The organism is Xanthomonas sp. A1809 (assembly GCF_017746015.1).
GTDB classification, from domain to species: domain Bacteria; phylum Pseudomonadota; class Gammaproteobacteria; order Xanthomonadales; family Xanthomonadaceae; genus Xanthomonas; species Xanthomonas euvesicatoria.
Genome location: NZ_JAGHWZ010000005.1, coordinates 268,165 through 289,221, shown reverse-complemented (window position 1 = coordinate 289,221; position 21,057 = coordinate 268,165). Strand labels below are relative to the sequence as shown.

17 protein-coding genes and 1 other RNA gene are annotated in these 21,057 nt (G+C 65.3%); 12 read left to right on the top strand and 6 right to left on the bottom strand.

What is annotated here, in order from left to right:
• The first annotated feature begins 55 nt into the window (after nt 1–55).
• Nucleotides 56–128: non-coding RNA, sX9 sRNA (locus J7396_RS07625), on the top strand.
• A 194-nt stretch (nt 129–322) separates the two neighbouring features.
• The gene (locus J7396_RS07620) at nt 323–1,123 is read left to right on the top strand and encodes a dienelactone hydrolase family protein (RefSeq protein WP_008572408.1); all 801 of its coding nucleotides are present in this window, start codon (nt 323–325) and stop codon (nt 1,121–1,123) included.
• A 205-nt stretch (nt 1,124–1,328) separates the two neighbouring features.
• On the opposite strand, the gene J7396_RS07615 is transcribed toward J7396_RS07620, so the two are convergent.
• Nucleotides 1,329–2,327 carry a polyprenyl synthetase family protein gene (locus J7396_RS07615; RefSeq protein ID WP_011348098.1) on the bottom strand — a complete coding sequence of 333 codons (999 nt, stop codon included), beginning with the start codon at nt 2,325–2,327 and terminating at the stop codon, nt 1,329–1,331.
• Nucleotides 2,328–2,602: 275 nt separating this feature from the next.
• Here J7396_RS07615 and J7396_RS07610 point away from each other — a divergent pair, with 275 nt between their 5' ends.
• Nucleotides 2,603–3,136: a single-stranded DNA-binding protein gene (locus J7396_RS07610; protein ID WP_008572410.1), complete on the top strand. Its 534-nt coding sequence runs from the start codon at nt 2,603–2,605 to the stop codon at nt 3,134–3,136.
• Nucleotides 3,137–3,421: 285 nt separating this feature from the next.
• Here the strand turns inward: J7396_RS07610 and J7396_RS07605 are convergent, their stop codons facing one another.
• On the bottom strand, nt 3,422–4,969 hold the full coding sequence (locus J7396_RS07605; protein ID WP_184419901.1) for a sensor domain-containing diguanylate cyclase: 1,548 nt from the start codon (nt 4,967–4,969) through the stop codon (nt 3,422–3,424).
• 224 nt (nt 4,970–5,193) lie between these two features.
• Between J7396_RS07605 and J7396_RS07600 the strand changes: the two genes are divergently transcribed.
• The 8 genes from J7396_RS07600 (at nt 5,194) to J7396_RS07565 (ending at nt 14,753) form a co-directional block, all read left to right on the top strand.
• Nucleotides 5,194–6,201, top strand: coding sequence for an NAD(P)-dependent alcohol dehydrogenase (locus J7396_RS07600; protein WP_109291348.1), 1,008 nt, complete (start codon nt 5,194–5,196; stop codon nt 6,199–6,201).
• Nucleotides 6,202–6,621: 420 nt separating this feature from the next.
• The gene (paoA, locus tag J7396_RS07595; protein ID WP_272912142.1) at nt 6,622–7,281 is read left to right on the top strand and encodes an aldehyde dehydrogenase iron-sulfur subunit PaoA; all 660 of its coding nucleotides are present in this window, start codon (nt 6,622–6,624) and stop codon (nt 7,279–7,281) included.
• Nucleotides 7,278–8,228, top strand: a complete 951-nt coding sequence (locus tag J7396_RS07590; RefSeq protein ID WP_071117639.1) for a xanthine dehydrogenase family protein subunit M — start codon at nt 7,278–7,280, stop codon at nt 8,226–8,228. The genes paoA and J7396_RS07590 overlap by 4 nt, the downstream gene beginning before the upstream one ends.
• A 1-nt stretch (nt 8,229) precedes the next feature.
• Complete coding sequence (gene paoC / locus J7396_RS07585; protein ID WP_209261255.1) at nt 8,230–10,437, top strand: aldehyde oxidoreductase molybdenum-binding subunit PaoC; 2,208 nt, start codon at nt 8,230–8,232, stop codon at nt 10,435–10,437.
• A complete protein-coding gene (locus tag J7396_RS07580) occupies nt 10,434–11,438 on the top strand; it encodes an XdhC family protein (RefSeq protein WP_031423549.1) in 1,005 nt (334 codons plus the stop codon). The genes paoC and J7396_RS07580 overlap by 4 nt, the downstream gene beginning before the upstream one ends.
• 405 nt (nt 11,439–11,843) lie before the next feature.
• Nucleotides 11,844–12,452, top strand: a complete 609-nt coding sequence (locus J7396_RS07575; RefSeq protein WP_008572425.1) for a nucleotidyltransferase family protein — start codon at nt 11,844–11,846, stop codon at nt 12,450–12,452.
• Between the two features lie 667 nt (nt 12,453–13,119).
• On the top strand, nt 13,120–13,335 hold the full coding sequence (locus tag J7396_RS07570; RefSeq protein ID WP_008572430.1) for a hypothetical protein: 216 nt from the start codon (nt 13,120–13,122) through the stop codon (nt 13,333–13,335).
• Nucleotides 13,336–13,502: 167 nt separating this feature from the next.
• Entirely contained in the window at nt 13,503–14,753 is a 1,251-nt protein-coding gene (locus J7396_RS07565) for a DUF819 family protein (protein ID WP_008572432.1), read from the top strand.
• A 325-nt stretch (nt 14,754–15,078) separates the two neighbouring features.
• Here the strand turns inward: J7396_RS07565 and J7396_RS07560 are convergent, their stop codons facing one another.
• Nucleotides 15,079–16,263 carry an XVIPCD domain-containing protein gene (locus J7396_RS07560; protein ID WP_033478649.1) on the bottom strand — a complete coding sequence of 395 codons (1,185 nt, stop codon included), beginning with the start codon at nt 16,261–16,263 and terminating at the stop codon, nt 15,079–15,081.
• Nucleotides 16,264–16,299: 36 nt separating this feature from the next.
• The gene (locus J7396_RS07555) at nt 16,300–17,109 is read right to left on the bottom strand and encodes an ankyrin repeat domain-containing protein (RefSeq protein ID WP_029819871.1); all 810 of its coding nucleotides are present in this window, start codon (nt 17,107–17,109) and stop codon (nt 16,300–16,302) included.
• A gap of 223 nt (nt 17,110–17,332) precedes the next feature.
• Between J7396_RS07555 and J7396_RS07550 the strand changes: the two genes are divergently transcribed.
• Nucleotides 17,333–18,037: an HAD family hydrolase gene (locus J7396_RS07550; protein ID WP_209261254.1), complete on the top strand. Its 705-nt coding sequence runs from the start codon at nt 17,333–17,335 to the stop codon at nt 18,035–18,037.
• 609 nt (nt 18,038–18,646) lie between these two features.
• On the opposite strand, the gene J7396_RS07545 is transcribed toward J7396_RS07550, so the two are convergent.
• Both J7396_RS07545 and J7396_RS07540 read right to left on the bottom strand, forming a co-directional pair.
• Nucleotides 18,647–18,871 carry a CstA-like transporter-associated (seleno)protein gene (locus J7396_RS07545; protein WP_003488133.1) on the bottom strand — a complete coding sequence of 75 codons (225 nt, stop codon included), beginning with the start codon at nt 18,869–18,871 and terminating at the stop codon, nt 18,647–18,649.
• Nucleotides 18,871–20,943, bottom strand: coding sequence for a carbon starvation CstA family protein (locus tag J7396_RS07540; protein WP_008572442.1), 2,073 nt, complete (start codon nt 20,941–20,943; stop codon nt 18,871–18,873). The genes J7396_RS07545 and J7396_RS07540 overlap by 1 nt, the downstream gene beginning before the upstream one ends.
• Nucleotides 20,944–21,057: the final 114 nt, after the last annotated feature.

Sequence of the window (21,057 nt, the reverse complement as noted above, 5' to 3'; positions counted from 1 at the left end):
TAACGCACCGGCTGCGCTCATCGGCTGGTGGGCATGGCCGATGCTCGGCACTGGCATGTGCCGCTCGCACACCGCTGTGCCTGCGCGCTGTTCTCCGCCACCCGATGGATGTTCGTTGCCTGTTGGTCGCCGCGCCAACGCCAGCGCCGCCGCGGTGGCGTGATCGCCTCGAAAGCACGCACGCACACACGCGCAGCGCATGCGAACGCGCAGGTGTGATCGGACTGACTGCCTGCCGCCACCGTGGCCGGCAGCGGCGACGATGACCTCTCCTGCACGGCAGCAGCGCCTACACTCGCCGCACCATCCTGGGAGCAAGCACATGTACAAGCAACGGACATGGCGTGGCATTGGGTTGATCGGTGTTCTGGCTTCGCTGGCCTTCCCCGCAGCAGCGGCGATGCAGGCCAAGCCGCTGGAATGGAAGATCGGCAAGGACACCTATAGCGGCGTGCTGGTGTACGACGATGCCGGCGATGCCAAGCGCCCGGGGCTGGTCATGGTGCCCAACTGGCGCGGTGTCAACGACTCGGCGGTGACCAAGGCCAAGCAGCTGGCCGGCGACGATTACGTGGTGCTGGTGGCCGACGTGTATGGCAAGGGCAAGCGCCCGGCCAACGACAGCGAGGCTGGGCAGTTCGCCGGCGCCCTGAAGAAGGATCCGCCGGAGTTGCGCGCACGCGCGCTGAAAGCGGTAGAGGTGCTCAAGGCGCAGGCCGGCAAGGCGCCGCTGGACGCAGCGCGCATCGGTGCGGTGGGCTTCTGCTTCGGCGGCACCACGGTGCTGGAGCTGGTGCGCTCAGGCGCGCAGCTGGCCGGCGTGGTGAGCCTGCATGGTGGCATCGCGACTCCCAGCCCGGCCGCCGCCGGCTCGGCCAAGACGCCGCTGCTGGTGCTCAACGGTGCCGACGACAAGAGCGTGAGCAAGGCGGATATCGCCGCGTTCGAAACCGAAATGAATGCAGCCGGAGCGGATTGGCAATTCGTCAATTTCAGCGGCGCGGTGCATTGCTTTGCCGAGGCCGACGCCAACAGCCCGCCGGGCTGCCTGTACAACCCGCGTGCGGCCAAGCGGGCGTATCGCATGCTCGGCGATTTCTTCGACGAGCGCTTTGGGCAGTAACCGGGATTGGTGATTTGGGATTGGGGATTCGCAAGAGCGAAGTCCCGTCCTTCAGCGAATCAAACCCCCGGGTTTTTGCTCGGGCGTTGCGCTGATCAATCATTCGGCTAACCGATGTCGGGACGCGCAAAACCGCGATCACGCCGCCTTTGCGAATCCCTGATCTCCAATCTCAAATCCCGGCCGGCGCGCGCTGCGCGCCGGATCAGTGCGTGCGCTCGACCGCGTAGCGCGCCAGGCCGCGCAACGCCGCCACGGCAGGGCTGTGCGGCAGGGTTTCCAGCGCCTGTTCGGCGGCAGCGGCGTATTCGGCCGCGCGTTGACGGCTGTAGTCCAACCCGCCGGTGGCATGGATGGCGGCCAGCACTTCCGGCATCGCCGCCGCATCGCCTTGCTCGACGATCTGTCGCAGGCGCTCACGGGTGGTGGCATCGGAGTGCGCCATCGCGTGGATCAGCGGCAGGGTGGCCTTGCCTTCGGCCAGGTCGTCGCCCAGGTTCTTGCCCAGGTCCGCGGCCTCGGCGGCGTAGTCGAGCACGTCGTCGGCGATCTGGAAGGCAAAGCCCAGCTGCATGCCGTAGTCGTACAACTGCTGCTGCACCTGCGCGCTGGCGCCGGAGGCAAGCGCACCCAGACGCGTGCCGGCGGCGAACAGCACCGCGGTCTTGCGCTCGATCACGCGCAGGTAGGCCGCTTCGTCGGTGTCGGGGTTATGCACGTGCAGCAGCTGCAGCACTTCGCCCTCGGCGATGCGGTTGGTGGTGTCGGCCAGGATCTGCATGACTTCCATGCGGTCCAGTTCGACCATCAGCTGGAAGCTGCGCGAATACAGGAAGTCGCCCACCAGCACGCTGGGAGCGTTGCCCCATAGCGCGTTGGCAGTGCTGCGTCCGCGGCGCAGGTCCGATTCGTCCACCACGTCGTCGTGCAGCAGGGTCGAGGTGTGGATGAATTCGATGATTGCCGCCAGTTGGTGGTGCTCCGGGCCGGAGCCGCCAGCGGCGTGGCCGGCCAGCATCACCAGCATCGGGCGCAGGCGTTTGCCGCCGGCAGAGATGATGTGATCGGCAATCTGGTTGATCAGCACGACGTCCGAGGCCAGACGGCGGCGGATCAGTGCGTCGACCGCGGCCATGTCGGGCGCGGCGAGGGACTGGATCTGGGGCAGGCCCAGCACGGTGGGGAGGTCTTCGGCGATGGTCATGCGCAGGCATTCGTGATGTGGGTCGATTATAGGTGCCCCGGCCGGATCCGTCCCGCCGGGCACATCCGGCGTCTTCACATTTGCCGCCCTGCGCAGCTGGGCCGTGACCCGCAAAGGTCTGTACGGGCTGGATTTCCGACCCTTGGCAAGGCACTTGCCCGGCAGCGCCGCGCGGCAACCTGCCAGGACCGCCGAGCGGCAGGTGCGGTAACATTGCCGCACAGACATTCATCGTTGCGCGCTCCCGGCGCCAGCGCATCATCTCGGAAGCACCTATGGCCCGCGGCATCAACAAAGTCATCCTCGTCGGCAACCTCGGCAACGATCCCGACACCAAGTACACCCAGGCCGGCATGGCAATCACGCGCGTGAGCCTGGCCACCACCAGCATGCGCAAGGACCGCGACGGCAATAACCAGGAACGCACCGAGTGGCACCGCGTGGTGTTTTTCGGAAAGCTGGGCGAAATCGCCGGCGAGTACCTGCGCAAGGGTTCGCAGGTCTACGTCGAAGGCGAACTGCGCTACGACAAGTACACCGGCCAGGACGGCGTGGAAAAGTACAGCACCGACATCGTCGCCAACGAGATGCAGATGCTCGGCGGCCGTGGTGAAGGCGGCGGTGGCGGGATGGGCGGCGATCGCCCGCAGCGCTCGGCGCCGCGTCAGCAGGGCGGCGGCGGTGGGCAGGGTGGTGGATACGGCGGCGGTGGCGGTGGTCAGGACTATGCGCCGCGCCGTCAGCAGCCGGCCCAGCAGCAGTCGGCACCGCCGATGGACGATTTCGCAGACGACGATATCCCGTTCTGAGGGCAGCTCGTCGTTGCCTCATCCAGGAAGGCCCGCATTGCGCGGGCCTTCCGCGTTATGGGAAGTCCGCGCAGGCATTGGCCGGTTTCGGCAGAACGGCGGCAAGAGCCACGCGTGTGTCACGCGTGCTCGGAGGCGCGGGTCGTACGTGCAGCGCCCCTCCATCGCAGGCGTGCGCGCAACGCATGGAGTGGGTGCGCCGTCCATGCGTTGCTTCCGGCTCGCGACATCCACCTTACGACAGCAGCGTGACCTCTACGGCAGGTTGTCGGCATCCCGGCAGCGCTAGGCTGATGTGCGATTGCGTCCCTTCTGCTTGGCGCGATACAGCGCCGAATCGGCATCGTGCACGATGGCGTTGGGGCTCAGCGGCGCTTCGCCCGGCTCGAAGGTGGCTGCGCCGATGCTGACGGTGACGTGCGCGCTGGTGGGGCTGGACAGGTGCATCAGGCCGAGCTCGGCGACCGCATTGCGCACGGCGTCGGCCAGGCGCAGCGCGCCGGCGGCATCGGTATGCGGCAGGATCATGCCGAACTCTTCGCCGCCGTAGCGCGCGGCGAGGTCTTCGCTGCGGCGCGAGCAGCCGGCAATGGCGCCTGCGATCAAACGCAGGCAGGCATCGCCGTTCACGTGGCCATAGGTGTCGTTGTAGAGCTTGAAGTGGTCGACGTCGATCATCAGCACCGACAATGGCGCCTCCAGGCGAACCGCGTCCTGCAACGCACGCGATAATCGGTGGTCGAAGGCGCGCCGGTTGGCGATGCCGGTCAATGCGTCTACCCAGGCTTCGGTGCTCAGCTTGGCTTCGTTGCGATGCATGCGGCGCAGTTGCAAATCCAGCCAGATCCCCACGCCCAGCAGCAGGGTGCAGCCCAGCGCGGCCACCACGATGCGCTGGCGCGCGGCTTCCCGCCAGTTCGCCAACGCATCGTCGACCGAAACGCCGGTGAGCACGGTCAGCGGATAGGGGCGCGCCGGTGCAAAGCTGGAGATGCGCTCCACGCCGTCGATCGGCGAGCGATAGGTGGCGGTGCCGTGCTTGCGTGCGCGCATGGTCACGTAGATCGACGTCCCCGCGATCGAGGTACCGATCACGCCCTGTTTGTCTGGCCGTCGCACCATCACGATGCCATCGTCGTTGGTCATGCCGATGGTGCCGTGCGGGCCAACTTCGAAGGTGCTGTAGTAGTTCTGGAAATACTTCAGCTGCAGGGTGACCAGCACCACGCCGGCGAACTCGCCGCCGGGGGCGTTGAGACGGCGGCTCAACGTCAGCACCCAGGAGCCGTCCGAGCGGCTTTGCACGGGCGGGCCGACCAGCGACAAGGCGTCGCGATGGTCGCGGTGGTATTTGAAATAAGCGCGGTCGGCGTTGTTGTGGGTCCTGGGGGTGCTGTCCAGCGACGAGCTCACCCAACTGCCGTCCGCGGCATAGATGAAGATGCCATGCAGGCGATCGGAGCGGCGCGCTTCGCGCACCAGAAACTCATGCATCGCAGAACGCGCCGCGCTGGAGCCCTGGTCGTGTTCGACCCGCGACACCAACCCGGACAGCACTGCGTCGGCAATGGACAGGGTGTCGCTGGCATGCTGCGCCAGCGAATTGGCCAGATTCAACGACTGCGCCTGTGCGCTACGCAGCGCGGTCGCGCGTTCTTCGTGGATGGACCAATACTCCGAGCCGAGCAACAACATCCAAGACACAGTCAGTACGAAATGCAGCGCGATGCGCTGAGCACGTTGCCGCCGCCGCTTGCTTGTTGACGTCACTGTGGCTACCTGTCTGGATACCAGGGCGATGCAACCGCCGTGCCAGCCTACGCGTCGCGGCACGCGTGCCTAGGTGCAGCAACACGTGCAATGACAGATCTGTGATTGCTGCCTCACGTTGCATGCAACAGCCCGCTTGCCCACGTCGCTACGCGCGATAGCCGCTGCAGCAGCGCTCGCTGCATCGCATCACCACGCACCGCGACAGATGTCAGAGCCAGCTCGACTGCGTTTGCGTAACGGGCAGCATGCTATCCCGGGTACCGAATCACGCTCAGGAGTTCCCCATGCACGCCATTCGTCTTCGCCATCCCGCCGCCATCGCATCGCTGCAGTCCGTTGCACTGCCCGATCCGGGGCAGCCTGCACGCGGTCAGATCCGCGTCCGCCTGCATGCCAGTTCGCTCAATTTTCATGATCTGGGCGTTGTGCTCGGACAGATGCCGACCGCAGACGGGCGTATTCCGATGTCCGATGGCGCCGGCGTGGTGGAAGCAGTGGGGCCGGAGGTGGACGAGTTCGCAGTGGGCGATCATGTGGTGTCCACCTTCTTCCCGCAGTGGCTGGACGGCGAGCCCTTGCATGCCGGTTTTGCCACTACCCCAGGCGATGGCGTCGATGGCTATGCGCGCTCGGCGGTCGTCGCCGACGCGCAGGCATTCACCCATGCACCCCGCGGTTACAGCCATGCCGAGGCTGCGACGCTGACCACTGCCGGCGTTACCGCGTGGCGCGCGCTTGCGGTCAATGGCGGGCTCAAGGCCGGCGACAGCGTGTTGGTTCTGGGCACCGGCGGCGTGTCGATTTTCGCGCTGCAATTTGCCAAGGCGATGGGTGCGCGCGTGATCGCCACTTCCTCATCCGACGAGAAACTGGAAAAGGTGCGAGCGCTCGGTGCCGACCATCTCATCAACTATCGGCAGCATCCCGAATGGGCGGCGCAGGTCCTGGACATCACCGAAGGGCGTGGGGTGGACCATGTGGTCGAGGTCGGTGGCCCGGGCACGCTGACGCAATCGATCCGTGCAGCGCGCGTGGGTGGGCATATCGCCTTGATCGGTGTGTTGACCGGTGCCGCTGGGCCGGTTCCGACCGCCGAAATGATGGGGCGCCAGCAACGCCTGCAGGGGTTGGTCGTTGGCAGCCGCAGGCATCAACAGGACCTGGTGCGCGCACTCGACAGCTTGCCGCTGCGGCCGGTGATCGATCGCAGCTTTGCAATGGATGAGATCGGTGAAGCGTTCGCGCTGCAGAAGGCCGGTGGGCACCTCGGCAAGATCGCGCTGGAGTTCTGATCCAGCCTGCGGTACTGAGCGCCGGCGATGCGTCCGCAGCGCCGGCGTGTGACTTCCGTAGTTCGACGTGTGCAAGGGCCGCCGCCTGCATGACGCTGCTGGCGAGCGCAACCAATACTTCTCGAGTTTCGTTCGTTCGCAGCCCACGGCGGCCAACCCGCGTGCTGCACGTGCACATTCCAAGAACTGTTCGGCCGGCCCGTCCGACTCCAACGTCATCGGCGCATGGGCCTGGTTACTCGCAGTGATGAGCGTCTTTCATAGGCGCATGCAGCAACCAGCGCTAATGCGGGCAAAGGCGGCAACTAGAATCTGGCAATACCACTGCTTCACGCGTGCAGTCGCCACCGCGCACTCACGCGCTTGTGACCGGCAGCGCTGCACATTGATTGAGAACTGTAAAAGCCAGCATTGTTGGAGATGCCAGCCATGAGAGACATCAAGATGACCCGTCGCGAGGTATTGATCGCAGGAACGGCATCGGCAGCCAGCGTTGCCGCAACCCAGTCGATGGCCGCCACCGCCGCCACTGCGATCTCGCAGCGGCCGGCAACCGAGCCTGCCAATGCATCCAGCCAGGTCGCTTTCGAGGTGAACGGCAAACCGGTCACGCTGACGCTGGATAACCGCACCACCTTGCTGGATGCGCTGCGCGAACATCTGCATTTCACCGGCACCAAGAAGGGCTGCGATCACGGCCAGTGCGGCGCCTGTACGGTCATCGTCGACGGGCAACGCATGAACGCATGCCTGTCGCTGGCAGTGATGCACGAGGGCGCCAAGGTCACCACGATCGAAGGGTTGGGCACGCCGGACAAGCTGCATCCCATGCAGGCGGCGTTCGTCAAGCACGATGGCTACCAATGCGGGTATTGCACGCCCGGGCAGATCTGTTCGGCAGTGGCGGTGCTGGACGAGGTGAGGCGCGGGATCCCCAGCCATGTCACCGAAGACCTCACCGGAAAGACCAAGCTCACCACCCCCGAATTGCAGGAGCGCATGAGCGGCAATATTTGCCGCTGCGGTGCGTATTCCAACATCGTTGAAGCCATCAACGACGTTGCCGGAGGCCGCGCATGAAGGCCTTTAGCTACGAGCGGGCCACCTCGCCAGCAGATGCGGCAGCCAAGGCCGCGCGCCAGCCCGGTGCCAAGTTCATCGCAGGCGGGACCAACCTGCTCGATCTGATGAAGCTGCAGATCGAAACGCCGTCGCACCTGATCGATGTCAACGGCCTGAGCCTGGATACCATCGAGGCCACGCCTGAGGGCGGCCTGCGCATCGGTGCATTGGTGCGCAACACCGATCTGGCGGCCGACCAGCGCGTGCGCCGCGATTACGCCGTGCTGTCGCGCGCATTGCTGGCCGGTGCCTCGGGACAACTGCGCAATCGCGCCACCACGGCCGGCAACCTGCTGCAACGGACGCGGTGTCCCTATTTCTACGACACCAATCAGCCGTGCAACAAGCGACTGCCTGGCAGTGGCTGCGCGGCCATCGGTGGCTATAACCGTCAACTGGCAGTCATCGGTGCCAGCGATGCGTGCATTGCCACCCATCCCAGCGATATGGCCATTGCCATGCGCCTGCTTGATGCCGTGGTGGAAACGGTGCGCCCGGATGGGCAGACGCGCGCCGTGGCCCTGTCCGAGTTCTATCGCGCACCGGGAACGACGCCGCATCTGGAAACCGTGCTGGAGCGCGGCGAATTGATCACCGCCGTCACCTTGCCCAAGCCGCTGGGTGGCACGCACGTGTACCGCAAGGTGCGCGACCGTGCCTCGTATGCTTTCGCCCTGGTGTCGGTGGCCGCCGTCGTTCAGCGCGACGGCAGTACGCGCGTCGCAGTCGGCGGCGTCGCGCACAAGCCATGGCGCAGCGAAGCTGCCGAAGCCAGAGCGAAAGAGGGTGCCCGCGCCATTGCGTCCGTGTTGCTCGACGGCGCACAGCCCACCGAACACAACGCATTCAAGGTGCCGCTGGTCGAGCGCACCTTGACCGCGATCCTGGCCGACACGAGGGCCTGATATGAAATTCGACACTCCCGCCGGCACCAATCCCATCGATCAGCTCACTGTCGTCGGCAAGCCCGTCGACCGTATCGACGGGCCACTCAAGACCACCGGGCAGGCACCGTATGCCTACGAACATCACGACCTGCCGGGCCAGCCCGCTTACGGGCATGTGGTGGGCGCAGGCATCGCCAAGGGCACCATTCGCAGCATCGATCTGAGCGCGGCGTGCAAGGCGCCGGGCGTGCTGGGCATCGTGACCGCGCAGAACGCAGGCAAGTTGCAAAAGGGCAAGTTCAACACCGCCAAGCTGTTGGGCGGCCCCGAGATCGCGCATTACCACCAGGCCATTGCCGTGGTGGTGGCGGAAACCTTCGAGCAGGCGCGTGCGGCCGGCCAGTTGATCAAGGTCGATTACGGCCGGCACGTTGGCGCCTACGATCTGGAAAAGGCCCGTGCCGGCGCCAAGGTGACCAAGAAGGGCGACGCGCCCAACAGCAATGTCGGCAACTTCGACGCTGCCTTCGCTACAGCGCCGGTGCAACTGGATGCCCAATACACCACACCGGATCATTCGCACGCGATGATGGAGCCGCACGCATCGATTGCCATGTGGGAGGGCGACAAGCTCAGCGTGTGGACATCCAATCAGATGATCAATTGGGGTGCCGGCGATCTGGCCAGGACGCTGGGCCTCCCGCGCGAAAACGTACGGATCATGTCGCCGTACGTCGGCGGCGGTTTCGGCGGCAAGCTGTTCCTGCGTGCCGATGTAGTCCTGGCATCGCTGGCCGCGCGTCAGGTCGGACGTCCGGTCAAGGTGATGTTGCCGCGGCCGCTGATCGCCAATAACACCACCCACCGCCCGGCCACGGTGCAACGCATCCGGCTTGGGGCCGGGCGCGACGGCAAGCTCACGGCGATTGCGCATGAAAGCTGGTCGGGTGACTTGCCCGACGGCAGCCCGGAAAACGCCGCTGCACAGACGCAATTGCTCTACGCTGGTGCTAACCGCCTGATTACGACCCGTCTGGCCGTGCTCGATCTGCCCGAAGGCAATGCCATGCGCGCGCCGGGCGAGGCGCCGGGATTGATGGCGTTGGAAATCGCCATGGACGAGATGGCCGAAAAGCTCGACATGGATCCGGTCAAGTTCCGCATCGTCAACGACACCCAGGTGGACCCGGAAAATCCGCAACGCCCGTTCTCGCAGCGTCAGCTGGTCAAATGCCTGGAAGATGGCGCAAAGCGATTCGAGTGGTCCAAGCGCAAGGCCAGGCCGGGCAGCACGCGCGACGGTCGTTGGCTGGTCGGCATGGGCGTGGCGGCGGCATTTCGCAACGCGCCGGTCACGACCTCCGGCGCGCGCATGCGGCTGGAGCAGGGTGGGCGCGTGGTGGTGGAAACCGACATGACCGATATCGGGACCGGCTCCTATACCATCATTGCGCAGACCGCTGCGGAAATGCTCGGGGTCCCGCTGAACTGGGTGGATGTGCGCCTGGGCGATTCGAGCTTTCCGGCCTCTGCAGGCTCCGGTGGGCAGTGGGGCGCGAACAGTTCCACCGCAGGCGTCTATGCGGCCGCAGTCAAGTTGCGTGAAGCGGTGGCCAGGCAATTGGGCCTGGATCCGGCCGCTGCCGAATTTGCCGATGGCTATGTGCGCGCCGGTGGCAAGCGCATTGCGCTCGGCGATGCCGCGGCCAGTGGCGTGCTGGTGGTAGAAGACAAGATCGAGTTCGGCGACCTCAGCAAGACGCATCAACTCTCCACGTTCGGCGCGCATTTCGTCGAGGTGGGCGTGGATGTGGCCACCGCCGAAGTGCGCATCCGGCGCATGCTTGCCGTATGCGCCGCAGGACGCATCCTCAATCCCAAATCCGCACGCAGCCAGGTCATCGGCGGCATGACCATGGGTGCCGGCGCGGCACTGATGGAAGAGCTGGCAGTGGACAAACGCCTGGGCTTTTTCGTCAACCACGACCTGGCCGGCTATGAAGTGCCGGTGCATGCGGACATCCCGCATCAGGACGTGGTGTTCCTGGAAGAAAGCGACCCGCTATCGTCGCCGATGAAGGCCAAGGGCGTGGGTGAGTTGGGCATCTGCGGCGTGGCAGCAGCCATCGCAAATGCGGTGTACAACGCAACCGGCGTGCGTGTGCGCGACTATCCGGTGACCCTGGACAAATTGCTGCCGCACCTGCCCGAGATGCTGCGCGCGTGAGCGCGGTGGTTGCCCCGGTCGCGCATGCGCCGCCGGCGTGGCCGGCATGGCCGGGCTACGCGTTGCTCGACGATTTGTTGCCAACGTTGAGCGCATGGCAGCGTGCAGGGCAGCGCGTGGCGATGGCAACCTTGATCGATGTGCAAGGCTCCTCCCCACGGCCGTTGGGAAGCGAGATGGCCATCAGCGCCGATGGGAGCGTGGCAGGCTATGTCTCAGGCGGCTGTGTCGAGGCGGCGGTGGCGCATGAAGCCATGGCAGCGCTGCGCGATGGTCAGCCGCGCTGGCTGGATTATGGCGAAGGCAGCCAGGTGCTGGACATCCAGCTCAGCTGCGGCGGGCGCATCGGCGTGCTGGTGTGGCCGGTGCCGGATCTGGGCGAGCACCTCGCACGTTGGCGTAACGCGCGCCAGCATCGGCGTGCATTTCATGTGGCCTTGGATCGTGCGTCCGGCACGGTGCGTTACCTGGCAAATGCACAGGACGCGCGTGCAGGCGAATTCGTGCGCACTCATCGTCCGCCGTTACGGCTGGTGCTGGTCGGCGCCGACCCATCGCTGCTGGCGCTGGTGTCGTTGGCCAGCCAGATGGGCATCGATGTGCGCGTGTTGCGGCCGCATGGTCCGGGCGAACCGCCGCCGGGCTTGGCGCCCGAGCACTACGACCGACGTGCGTTGGGCGATGCGCTGCAGGACCTGCATCTGGATGCCGACACCGCGCTGTATAGCCTGGCCCACGATGCCGAGATCGACATGCAGGTTGCGCAGCGCGGCTTGGCGTCCCCTGTCGCCTGCATCGGCATCCTCGGCAGCCGGCAGAAGCGCCAATGTCGCTTGCAGGCCTTGCGGGCGCTTGGGTATGGCGATGCCGCGCTCGCACGCCTGCGTATGCCGGCGGGCTGGCGCATGGGGCGCTCGTCACCGCACACCATCGCGCTCGGCATCATCGCCGAAGCCACGCAAGCGGTGGTAGATCTACAGGCGGTTACCGCAAGCCGATAAGTCGCTGGCTGCTCCTGCCGCGTGCGTGAGTCATCAAGGCGCATCGCAGCCGGTCGGGTCGAACACAGCTGCTTTCGAGCACTATCGTGGCAGGCCTCCGACAGTACGCTGTCATCTGCATCGCTATGGGCAGGCCTTGGCCAATGCATCCACAGCGCACGCCAAGGGTAGTCACCTTGCACGCACAGCCGGCGCTCTAGGCTGCAGCTGTCTTCCATTCAAGCAGCACGTCGCCATGACCCTTGTTCCGGATCGCCACGTCGACGTATCGCGTGATGCTGTTCGCGTTAGCTTCTTCGCCACCCACCATTCCGCACGTGGTGACAACGTCGGAAAGCGCCACGCTCCCGCCGTCTGGCAACCAGCGCCGCACGCTGCTGCCGCCACGCCAGCAGCGTACGGCGCATGAGTGGCGATCACGCCGCACTGGTGCTGGGCGCCGGGGCAGGGCGCCGGCTTGGCCGCTCGAAGCAATTGCTGATGCGCGATGGCGAGCCGTTGCTGCATCGCGCCGCTCGCATTGCGTTACTGACTGCGCCACGCCGCTGCGTGGTCGTGCTGGGTGCCGATGCTGATACGTTGAGCGAGGTATTGCAGGATCTGGATGTCGAAATACTGCGGCACCCCGATTGGTCCGAGGGCATGGGCTCCAGCCTGGCCGCGTTGCGCCGGCATGTGCAGGGCGACCCGGCATTGCGACGCAGCCTGATCCTGGGGTGCGATCAGCCTGCGCTGGATGCCCCGCATCTGCGCTCCCTGCTGGAAGAAGCCGATCGCGCCGTCTCCGGGTGTGCAACCAGTGGCTACAGCGGCGTGCGCGGCATTCCCGCGGTGGTCACGCATGCGGCCTGGGCGGATGTGCCATTGCAGGCCGATAGCGGCTTGCGGGGCCTGTTCGCCAGCCTGGACATGCAGAGCCTGGGGTGCGTAAGCGCCCCGGCGTTGGCATTGGATATCGACACGCCGACGGATCTGGCCGCCGCGCAGCAGCGCGGCTGGGTCGATGCGGACTGAGACGCCGTGACGGGTACGCACGCAAATCTCTGGCAGCCTGGGTCCTGACACGATCGGCGCCGGCCGCACCGTCAGCGGCAGGCACCGTCACTGCACGCACGCTGACGTGACCGGTGCCGATCACCGACACCGGTCCAGGCGCGTTACCTCTTTTTTGCAGCCCGCCAACCGACATGCCTGGCCGACACGCTCAACCGTGCAACAGCCTTACGACCACAGCACGACCGCTTCCCTGATCACCAACACATAGCCAATGACCATGGCGGTCTTGACCGAAAACTGGAATTTCCTAAGCAGATGCATGCAACCCCTCCCCAGAGGCAGTCTTCAAGAGCGACTGATCACCCACTGCGCACCGTCCACGCTCGTCTGACGGTTGCTGATGACGCGGCGTTCACCAGTCCTGACCGAATGTAGCGCTGGACGTGATGTGTGTCACGTAAGAATTTTCCTACCGACCTGCCAGTGTCAGCCCGACGGCATTGGCATGCATAAAAGAACATCCTGGCTATGCCGGACGCGGGGCCATTGGCTACTCTCCCGCGGCCCCTTGAGTAAGGGCACGCCGGCATACCGGACGGGAGAAGGCGTTCCCATTCCTCGCGCATCGCGGCCCTACGCCCCATGCGCCTTTGCTCGACCGCTAGACGCACTGGCCGGAGGCCTGATGGACGAGTCTCGTTATGTCGTACGCATCCACCCCGCACAGGGCGGCTGGTGGGTAACCCGCCCGCACTGGTCGCCGCTGCGGTATTTGCGCGAGCAGGGCGCCCTGGACTTTGCCGAATGGATGGCAAAACTGCACTGCCTGACCACCGGTCAGCCCAGCGGCGTGGTGGTCAACACCGGCGGCGGCGATCGGGTGGTGCGGCGTTACGGCTGAGGCCGTACGCAACGCAGTCGTTTGCTGCAGTAAACCATTGCCCACGGTGGCGGCTGTCCGCAGCTGTGCGGGGTTTGCGCAGACGTCCGGGTCGGCTAGATTCGAGGTATCGGCCACCTGGGGCCGGTCCGCGCTCTGGCGGCTACTTCTCTGGATGTCCGCCTGTCGTGAATGCTGCCGGTGCTGCGCTGATTCGAAACGATATCGTCGTGTTCGGCCTGATCGCCGCCACCCTGGGCGCGGTGTTCTGGACGTCTGCACGGGAGCAGGGGTTCTGGCGGCGTTTCTACGCGGTGGTGCCGGTCTTGTTGCTGTGTTATCTGCTGCCTGGCATCTACAACACGGTCGGTTTGATCGATGGTGCCAACACCCGGTTGTACAACCCGATCGCCCGTGACGTGTTGCTGCCTGCGGCATTGATCCTGCTGACCTTGAGCATCGATCTGCGCGCGATCCTGCGGCTCGGCCCCAAGCTGGTGGCGATGTATCTGGGCGCATCGCTAAGCATCATGCTGGGTGCGGTGGTGGCGTTCTGGGTGATGCGCTGGCTGCATCCGGCCACCGTGGCCGGCGATACCTGGGCCGGCATGGCAGCGCTGGCGGGCAGCTGGATCGGCGGTGGCGCCAACATGCTGGCGATGCGCGAAGTGTTCGATGTGGACGCAACCACGTTCGGGCAGTTCGCGGTGGTCGATGTCGGCGTGGGCTATGTGTGGATGGCGGCGCTGATCTTCCTGGCCGGCCGCGCGCGCAAGATCGATGCACGCAGCGGTGCCGACACCCGGGCGCTGGATGCCTTGCAGGAGCGCATGGCGCGCTTCCAGGCCGAGCATGCGCGCATTCCCAGCTTGGCCGACTTGATGGTGATCGTGGCGGTGGCATTCGGCGGTGTCGGCCTTGCGCATGCCCTGGCCAATCCTCTTGCCGCGTGGTGCAAGGCGCAGTTGGATTGGGCCAGCCAGTTCAGCCTGGACACGCCGTTCGTGTGGGTGGTGGTGCTGGCGACCAGCCTGGGCCTGCTGCTGAGCTTTACCCGTGCGCGCACGCTGGAGGGCGCGGGCGCGTCCAGGATCGGCACCTTGCTGCTGTATTTCCTGATCGCCTGCATCGGCATGCAGATGGATCTGCTGGCGCTGCTGGACCGGCCATGGTTGTTCCTGCTCGGCCTGATCTGGATTGCCGTGCACATTGCCGTGTTATGGGGGCTTGGCCGGTTGTTGCGGGTGCCGTTCTTTTATTTTGCGATCGGCTCGCAATCCAATATCGGCGGCCCGGCCTCCGCGCCGGTGGTTGCCGCGGCATTTCACCCGGCTCTGGCGCCGGTCGGTGTGCTGCTGGGCACGATGGGCTACGCCACCGGCACCTATCTGGCCTATCTGGTCGGCATTACCTTGCGGGCGATGGCAGGCGCTGGATAACTCGCGCCGCAATCTGCAACGCCACGATGAAGCGACCGAGCGAGTATCACACCGCTGTGCAATCGCCAGTGCGGCTGGGCGATGCTCGGCGTTGCGCCATGTGCCGCGCCTGGCATCCCGCTTCTGCGCACCGTGCGCGATTGGCTGACGACTCCGATGACACGGTGTCGGCCATGTCGCGCCGCGGTTCGAATACGCGCGCTAGTCTCAAAGACACGCTGCACTGCGCGAAGCCGACAGCGATCGCGCGCAAGACCTTGACGCGCTGCTGCCAGCCGCGTGCAGGCGAAGAGTGGCCCGCGACATTGCGCGGGCCACTGGCGCCTTACTGCTGAATCACCCGGCGCTGCTCTTCCTGCTGCTGCGGCGGCTGCTGGGTGTGTTGCTGATTGTGCTGGTGCAGCTGGCTGACATTGGTCTGCGCCGGCTCGTTGGCTGCCGATGCCGTCTGCACATGGCTGCGCAGATGGGCCGGGTCGTCCATGCGCCCCTGCACCGCGATCAGGCTGTCGCCGTCACGGTTGGGCACCAGGTGATCGATACGTTGCAAGCCATCGTTGCCTGCACGCGCGGCCACGCTGGCAGCGGTATTGAGAAACGCGGTGTCGTCGCGCAGCCCCAGGCGGTCGCGTTGCCCATCCAACTGCACCACCGCGTCGTTGAATAGCTGGCTGCCGGGCTGCAATGCGGTGCCGCGCGCCTGGTCCTGCAACTGCATGTCCTGCGCCTTCATCACCGAATCGATGCCGTGCAGATCCAGCCGATGCTTGAGCATCATGCCCGGCACCAGACGCTGGCCGAAGGACAACGGGTCCGGTTCGGGCAGTTCGATCTGATGACCGGCCGCATTGGGCATGGCCCATTTGAGCGGGATGCTGTCTTCCTGCAGATGGGTCAGGATTTCGTTCTTGACGTGGTAGCCGCGGATCAATTCGCTGTTGGCGTAATCCTTGGCCGCCGATGCATCCAGACCTTGGCGCTCCAGCGTGCGGTCGTTGACGCCGGCGGCGTTATAGGTCACTGCCGGAATGTCGTTGACCATTGCCGATGCCGCGGCCAGACCGCCGCCCAGCGAATGCCCGCTGATCACCACCTGGTCGCCGAACGCCTGTTTGGCCTGGCTACCGAGCTGGATCGCCGAAGCGTATTGCGCATCGTCCAAGCCCAGGCCCTGGCCGATGTTGTGCTTCCAGTCCTTGCCTTCGTCGGTGCCGCAGAAGCCCAGCACCACCTGCCCCTGATCATTGCGATAGAACGCGGCATCGAAGCCGCTCTTGGCGTCGTGCAGCAGTGCAGGGTCGATGCCTGCCTGCTGCAGCGCGCGGTCGTCCATGCGCGACCAGCCATTGGGCAGGGCGGCAAAGGTTTCGGCGCCGCCTTCGCGTCGTTGGGCGGCGGTGGCGTAAAGGTCCTGCAGCATCGCTGGAAGCTGGCGGTCTTCCGGATGCGGTTGTTGCCCGCGCATCGATTCTGCGAACGGGGTGGAAGAAGAGGATTCTGACGGGCTCATGCGCGGCTCCTTGCGTTCGTCATGCGAAAAGCGCGCTTAGCGGCTGCTTTCCACGGGAATGTTATGGGCGTTCAACCACGCGCGTACGTCCGACCTGACCTGCTGGCCGCTGGCGTTGAGCAGGCGGTCCGGCGTGGTGAAGAAATACGCCTGGAAGGTCTTCTGCTGGGCATTACGCACGGTGGGATCGACACCGGCCTTGAGCAGGGTGAGCACTGCAGGGCTGGCTGCGCCACTTTGCGCCGCAAGGTGCAGCAGGCTGTTGCCGGTGTGGTCGACGCGCTGTACATCTGCACCGGCCTTGATCAGCAAATCGATCTGCGCATCGCGCTTGCTCTGCACCGCGCGAAACAGCGGCGTCCAGCCCGCCCGCGCGCTGACGACATCGATCGGCGCCTTGTGCTGCAGCAGGATCTGCAGATACTGCGGGTCTTGCGCCATGGCGGCCATGTGCACGACCGTTTCCTGATCCATGCCGGGGAGCGATGGGTCTGCACCTGCATCGAGCAATGCGGCCAGCGCGCGCGGTTGTTCGTTCCAGATTGCCCATTCGAGCAAGGTGACGTTTTGATCGCCATGCGCGGCGAGATCGACAGTGGGGGCGAGTGCCTTGATCCGGGCCACATCACCGTGCGCAATGGCCTGGGCGATGTCGGTCAGGGCGGGGTCGCGGAAGGCGACGGTGTGGTCCTGCAGCGTGGCTGACATGGTGGTTTGCTCCTTGGCACCGGGCGAGGCGGTGCATGAGACCGCGAAAAACGAGGTCGCAAGAACGAGCAGGGCGGGGAATCGCGGTTGCATCGAAATCTCCTTCTCCTGATCGCATTCCTGATGACGCTGCAGCAAGTCCCGCCGCAGCGGGGCAGATCCTAGCAGCTGGAAAAATCGCTTGCGGTAAGATTTCGTGACATGGCTTTTTGTGACATGACGGTACGGCGTGTGACATGACGGTGCTGTGGGCCGCATGCTCGGGGCCGCCTGTCCTGATGGTGCGCATGCTGCAAGCGGCGAAGTGTCCATCGCCACAGCCTGCTGCCCCACAGCCGACGGTCACACCCGGGCCGGCATAATGGCGCTTTGTGAGCAGATGGGTGCGATGGAGTACGAGCTACTGATCAGTGACTGTGATGGCGTTCTTGTCGACAGCGAGATACTGGCCGACCGGGTAATGCGTGAGGCGCTGGCGTCTTTCGTGCCAAGCGAGCCGCTGGAACAGCTGCTGGAAACCACCTTCGGGCAGACCACGCGCGAGGTGCTGCGGCGGGTGGAAGAGCGCTTTGCATTGCAGTTGCCAGAGACCCTGCTCGCGCAGATCCAGGCGCGCAGCGAGGCCTTGATCCAGGCGCAGGTGCAGCCGATCGCAGGCGTACGCGAGGCGTTGGAGCAGATTCCACTGCCGTTGGCGGTGGCCTCCAATAGCCGGCGCCACAATGTGATTGCCTCGGTGGAACGGGCCGGGCTCACCGCACGCGCGGCGGGACGTATTTTCAGCACCGACATGGTGGAGCGGCCCAAGCCGGCACCGGACGTGTATCTGCTGGCGGCACGCACCGCCGGAGTCGCGCCGCAGCGTTGTGTGGTCATCGAAGACAGCCCCACCGGTGCAACCGCGGCCGTGACGGCCGGCATGCAGGTGCTGGGGTTTACCGGTGCAAGCCACATTCCACCGGGGCATGGCGACACCCTGCGCCGCATCGGTGTGCTTGAAGTGTTCGACGACATGCGTGATTTGCCTGCGCTGTTCGCGCGGCTGGCGCAGAAGCGGGCTGGGTAAGGCGGCAGCTTGGTGAGGGGGGCGGTGTCATGGGTACGTAGTGGACCCGTCCCGCAAGCGGCGAGGACACCGCGCCGCAAGGTGTTCGGTTGTCTTGTCGAAACATGCGTAACGACCAACGTGAGAGGGCCCGCAGCCAACGCGCGGGCAGTGTCCTGCAATTGATGGATTGGACGTTGCGATCCGTCCGAGTGATCGCGATTCGCGTCATCGCCCAATCTTGACGCATTCAAAAGCTGGGTCGTCGAGTGCGCGGTTTCCTCGCCGCTTGCGGGACACGCCGTGAACCCGTCCATGGGAGTCGTTGGCGGCATCCATGCCGCCAACGGTCCCGCAAGTGGCGAGGACACCGCACCAGACAGTTGACTGACGCCTGGTGAAAGCAGCTCGCTGCCGCGAACAGGTTCCTGCAGGCGTCGATTGGGTCTTTGCTGCGGATCGATCGGCCATCACATCGACAGGCGCTGCGACGAGCGAATGCGCCATTACGTGATTCGTTTTATCGAGTTGCGGTCGAGCCAACGCAACAGGGCGCGATTCGCATCGCGCCCTGCTGCGGTTCTACCTCTTGATCAGCCGACGACCGGCCAGGCAATCAACCGTCACCGATCAACAACAGCGAAACCCACTCTTGCCGCCATAGCGCGCATCCTGGCGCTCGCGGAAGAAGGCGGGGTAGTCCATCACCGGTTTGTCGGGATGCTTTTCCAGCATGTGGCGCACGTAGTTGTCGTAGTCGGGGATGCCGCAGCACAGCCGCGCGGTCTGGATCAGACGCCGCCAGATGCGGCGATGCGCCTGATAGTGACTGGCCAGGACGAGTTGCGTGCCCATTACAGGTCTGCCATCTGATGCGGCTGCAACGCCACGTACGGGGTTTCGCGGTCGGTGCGCTGCGGGTTGCGGCGTGCTGCCACGATCGTCTTGATCGAATAGATCAGGATCGAGCCGACCACGAACAGGAACAGCACGGTCAGCCCGGTGTTGACGTAGGCATTGGTGACGATCTGCTGCATCTGCGGCACTGTCTTGGCCGGCGCGGTGATGGTGTTGCTGGCGATGGCCGCCTGGAACTTGTGCGCCTGCGCCAGGAAGCCCTGCGCCGGGTTGCTGTCGAAGATCTTGATCAACCCGGCGTACGTGGTGCACAACAACAGCCACAGCGCCGGCACGATGGTGACCCACGCGTAGCGGTCGCGCTTCATCTTGAACAACACCACCGTACCCAGCATCAACGCGATCCCGGCCAGCATCTGGTTGGAGATGCCGAACAACGGCCACAAGGTCTGGATGCCGCCGAACGGATCGATCACGCCGGTGTAGAGCAGGTAGCCCCACAGCGCCACGCAACCGGCGGTGGCGATGATGTTGGCGGTCCACGACTCGGTTTTCTTCAACGCCGGGATGAAGTTGCCCAGCAGGTCCTGCAGCATGAAGCGGCCGGCGCGCGTGCCGGCGTCTACCGCGGTCAGGATGAACAGGGCTTCGAACAGGATGGCGAAGTGATACCAGAACGCCATGGTGTCTTCGCCCGGCAGCAACTGGTGCAGGATCTGCGCGATGCCCACCGCCAGCGTAGGGGCACCGCCGGCGCGCGCCAGGATGCTGTGCTCGCCGATATCGCGTGCCGTGGCCTCGAGTACCTGCGGTGTGATCGAGAAGCCCCACTCGCTGATCTTGGCAGCCACTGCGACAGTGTCGGTGCCCACCAGCGAGGCTGGGCTGTTCATGGCGAAGTAGATGCCCGGCTCGATGATCGACGCGGCCACCAGCGCCATGATCGCCACGAACGATTCCATCAGCATGCCGCCGTAGCCGATGTAGCGCATGTGGCCTTCGTTGGCGAGCAGCTTGGGCGTCGTGCCGGACGCGATCAACGCATGGAAGCCGGAGACCGCGCCGCAGGCAATGGTGATGAACAGGAACGGGAAGATGCCGCCCTTCCAGACCGGGCCATCGCCGGTGGAGGCAAATTGCGTGAGCGCCGGCATCTTCAGGTCCGGCATGACAACCAGGATGCCGATCGCCAGGGCCAGGATGGTACCGATCTTGAGGAAGGTGGACAGGTAGTCGCGCGGTGCCAGCAGCAGCCACACCGGCAGCACCGAGGCGACGAAGCCGTAGCCGATCAGCATCCAGGTGATCTGCTTGGCGGTGAAGGTGAAGGCCGGGCCCCAGGTCGGGTCCGCGGCCACCTTGCCGCCTAGCCAGATCGCCCCCAGCAGCAGGATCAACCCCACCACCGAGATCTCGCCGATCTTGCCGACGCGGATGTAGCGCATGTACACGCCCATCATGATCGCGATGGGCATTGTGGCGATGACGGTGAACATGCCCCATGGGCTTTCCGCTAGCGCCTTGACCACCACCATCGCCAGCACCGCCAGGATGATGATCATGATCAGGAAGGCGCCGAACAGGGCGATGGTGCCGGGCACCTGGCCCATTTCCTCGCGCACCAGATCGCCCAGCGAGCGGCCGTTGCGACGGCTGGACAGGAACAGCACCACGAAGTCCTGCACCGCACCGGCGAACACCACGCCCACCACCAGCCACAGCAGGCCGGGCAGGTAGCCCATCTGTGCGGCGAGCACCGGGCCGACCAGCGGCCCGGCGCCGGCGATGGCGGCGAAGTGATGGCCGAACAGCACGTGCTTGTTGGTGGGCACGTAATCCAGGCCGTCGTTGTTGGCGACCGCCGGGGTGGCGCGGGTGATGTCCAGCTGCATCACCTTGTCGGCGATGAACAGGCTGTAGAACCGGTAGGCGATCAGGTAGATCGACACCGCGGCCACCACGATCCATAACGCGTTGATGTGCTCGCCACGCCGCAGCGCAACGGTACCCAGGCAGAACGCGGCCAGCAGCGCCAACGCGCCCCAGGCCAGCTTGGAGAACCCTTTCATGCATGCCCCTCAGGAACGATTCGTTCAAGGGTCCCCCCACGCCCGGCTGCGGTCAATGCCAGGCGGGCGCAACGGGTTAAAACTTTGGTCGTAGGGTGCTGCGGTCACAGATCG

Excerpts from the sequence above, each read along its gene's own strand:
- J7396_RS07550 (WP_209261254.1), top strand. The coding sequence starts at position 17,333 with ATGGCGCTTTGTGAGCAGATGGGTGCGATGGAGTACGAGCTACTGATC.
- paoA (WP_272912142.1), top strand. The coding sequence starts at position 6,622 with ATGCCAGCCATGAGAGACATCAAGATGACCCGTCGCGAGGTATTGATC.
- J7396_RS07560 (WP_033478649.1), bottom strand. The coding sequence starts at position 16,263 with ATGAGCCCGTCAGAATCCTCTTCTTCCACCCCGTTCGCAGAATCGATG.
- J7396_RS07545 (WP_003488133.1), bottom strand. The coding sequence starts at position 18,871 with ATGGGCACGCAACTCGTCCTGGCCAGTCACTATCAGGCGCATCGCCGC.
- J7396_RS07620 (WP_008572408.1), top strand. The coding sequence starts at position 323 with ATGTACAAGCAACGGACATGGCGTGGCATTGGGTTGATCGGTGTTCTG.
- J7396_RS07600 (WP_109291348.1), top strand. The coding sequence starts at position 5,194 with ATGCACGCCATTCGTCTTCGCCATCCCGCCGCCATCGCATCGCTGCAG.
- J7396_RS07615 (WP_011348098.1), bottom strand. The coding sequence starts at position 2,327 with ATGACCATCGCCGAAGACCTCCCCACCGTGCTGGGCCTGCCCCAGATC.
- paoC (WP_209261255.1), top strand. The coding sequence starts at position 8,230 with ATGAAATTCGACACTCCCGCCGGCACCAATCCCATCGATCAGCTCACT.
- J7396_RS07570 (WP_008572430.1), top strand. The coding sequence starts at position 13,120 with ATGGACGAGTCTCGTTATGTCGTACGCATCCACCCCGCACAGGGCGGC.
- J7396_RS07610 (WP_008572410.1), top strand. The coding sequence starts at position 2,603 with ATGGCCCGCGGCATCAACAAAGTCATCCTCGTCGGCAACCTCGGCAAC.
- J7396_RS07575 (WP_008572425.1), top strand. The coding sequence starts at position 11,844 with ATGAGTGGCGATCACGCCGCACTGGTGCTGGGCGCCGGGGCAGGGCGC.
- J7396_RS07540 (WP_008572442.1), bottom strand. The coding sequence starts at position 20,943 with ATGAAAGGGTTCTCCAAGCTGGCCTGGGGCGCGTTGGCGCTGCTGGCC.
- J7396_RS07590 (WP_071117639.1), top strand. The coding sequence starts at position 7,278 with ATGAAGGCCTTTAGCTACGAGCGGGCCACCTCGCCAGCAGATGCGGCA.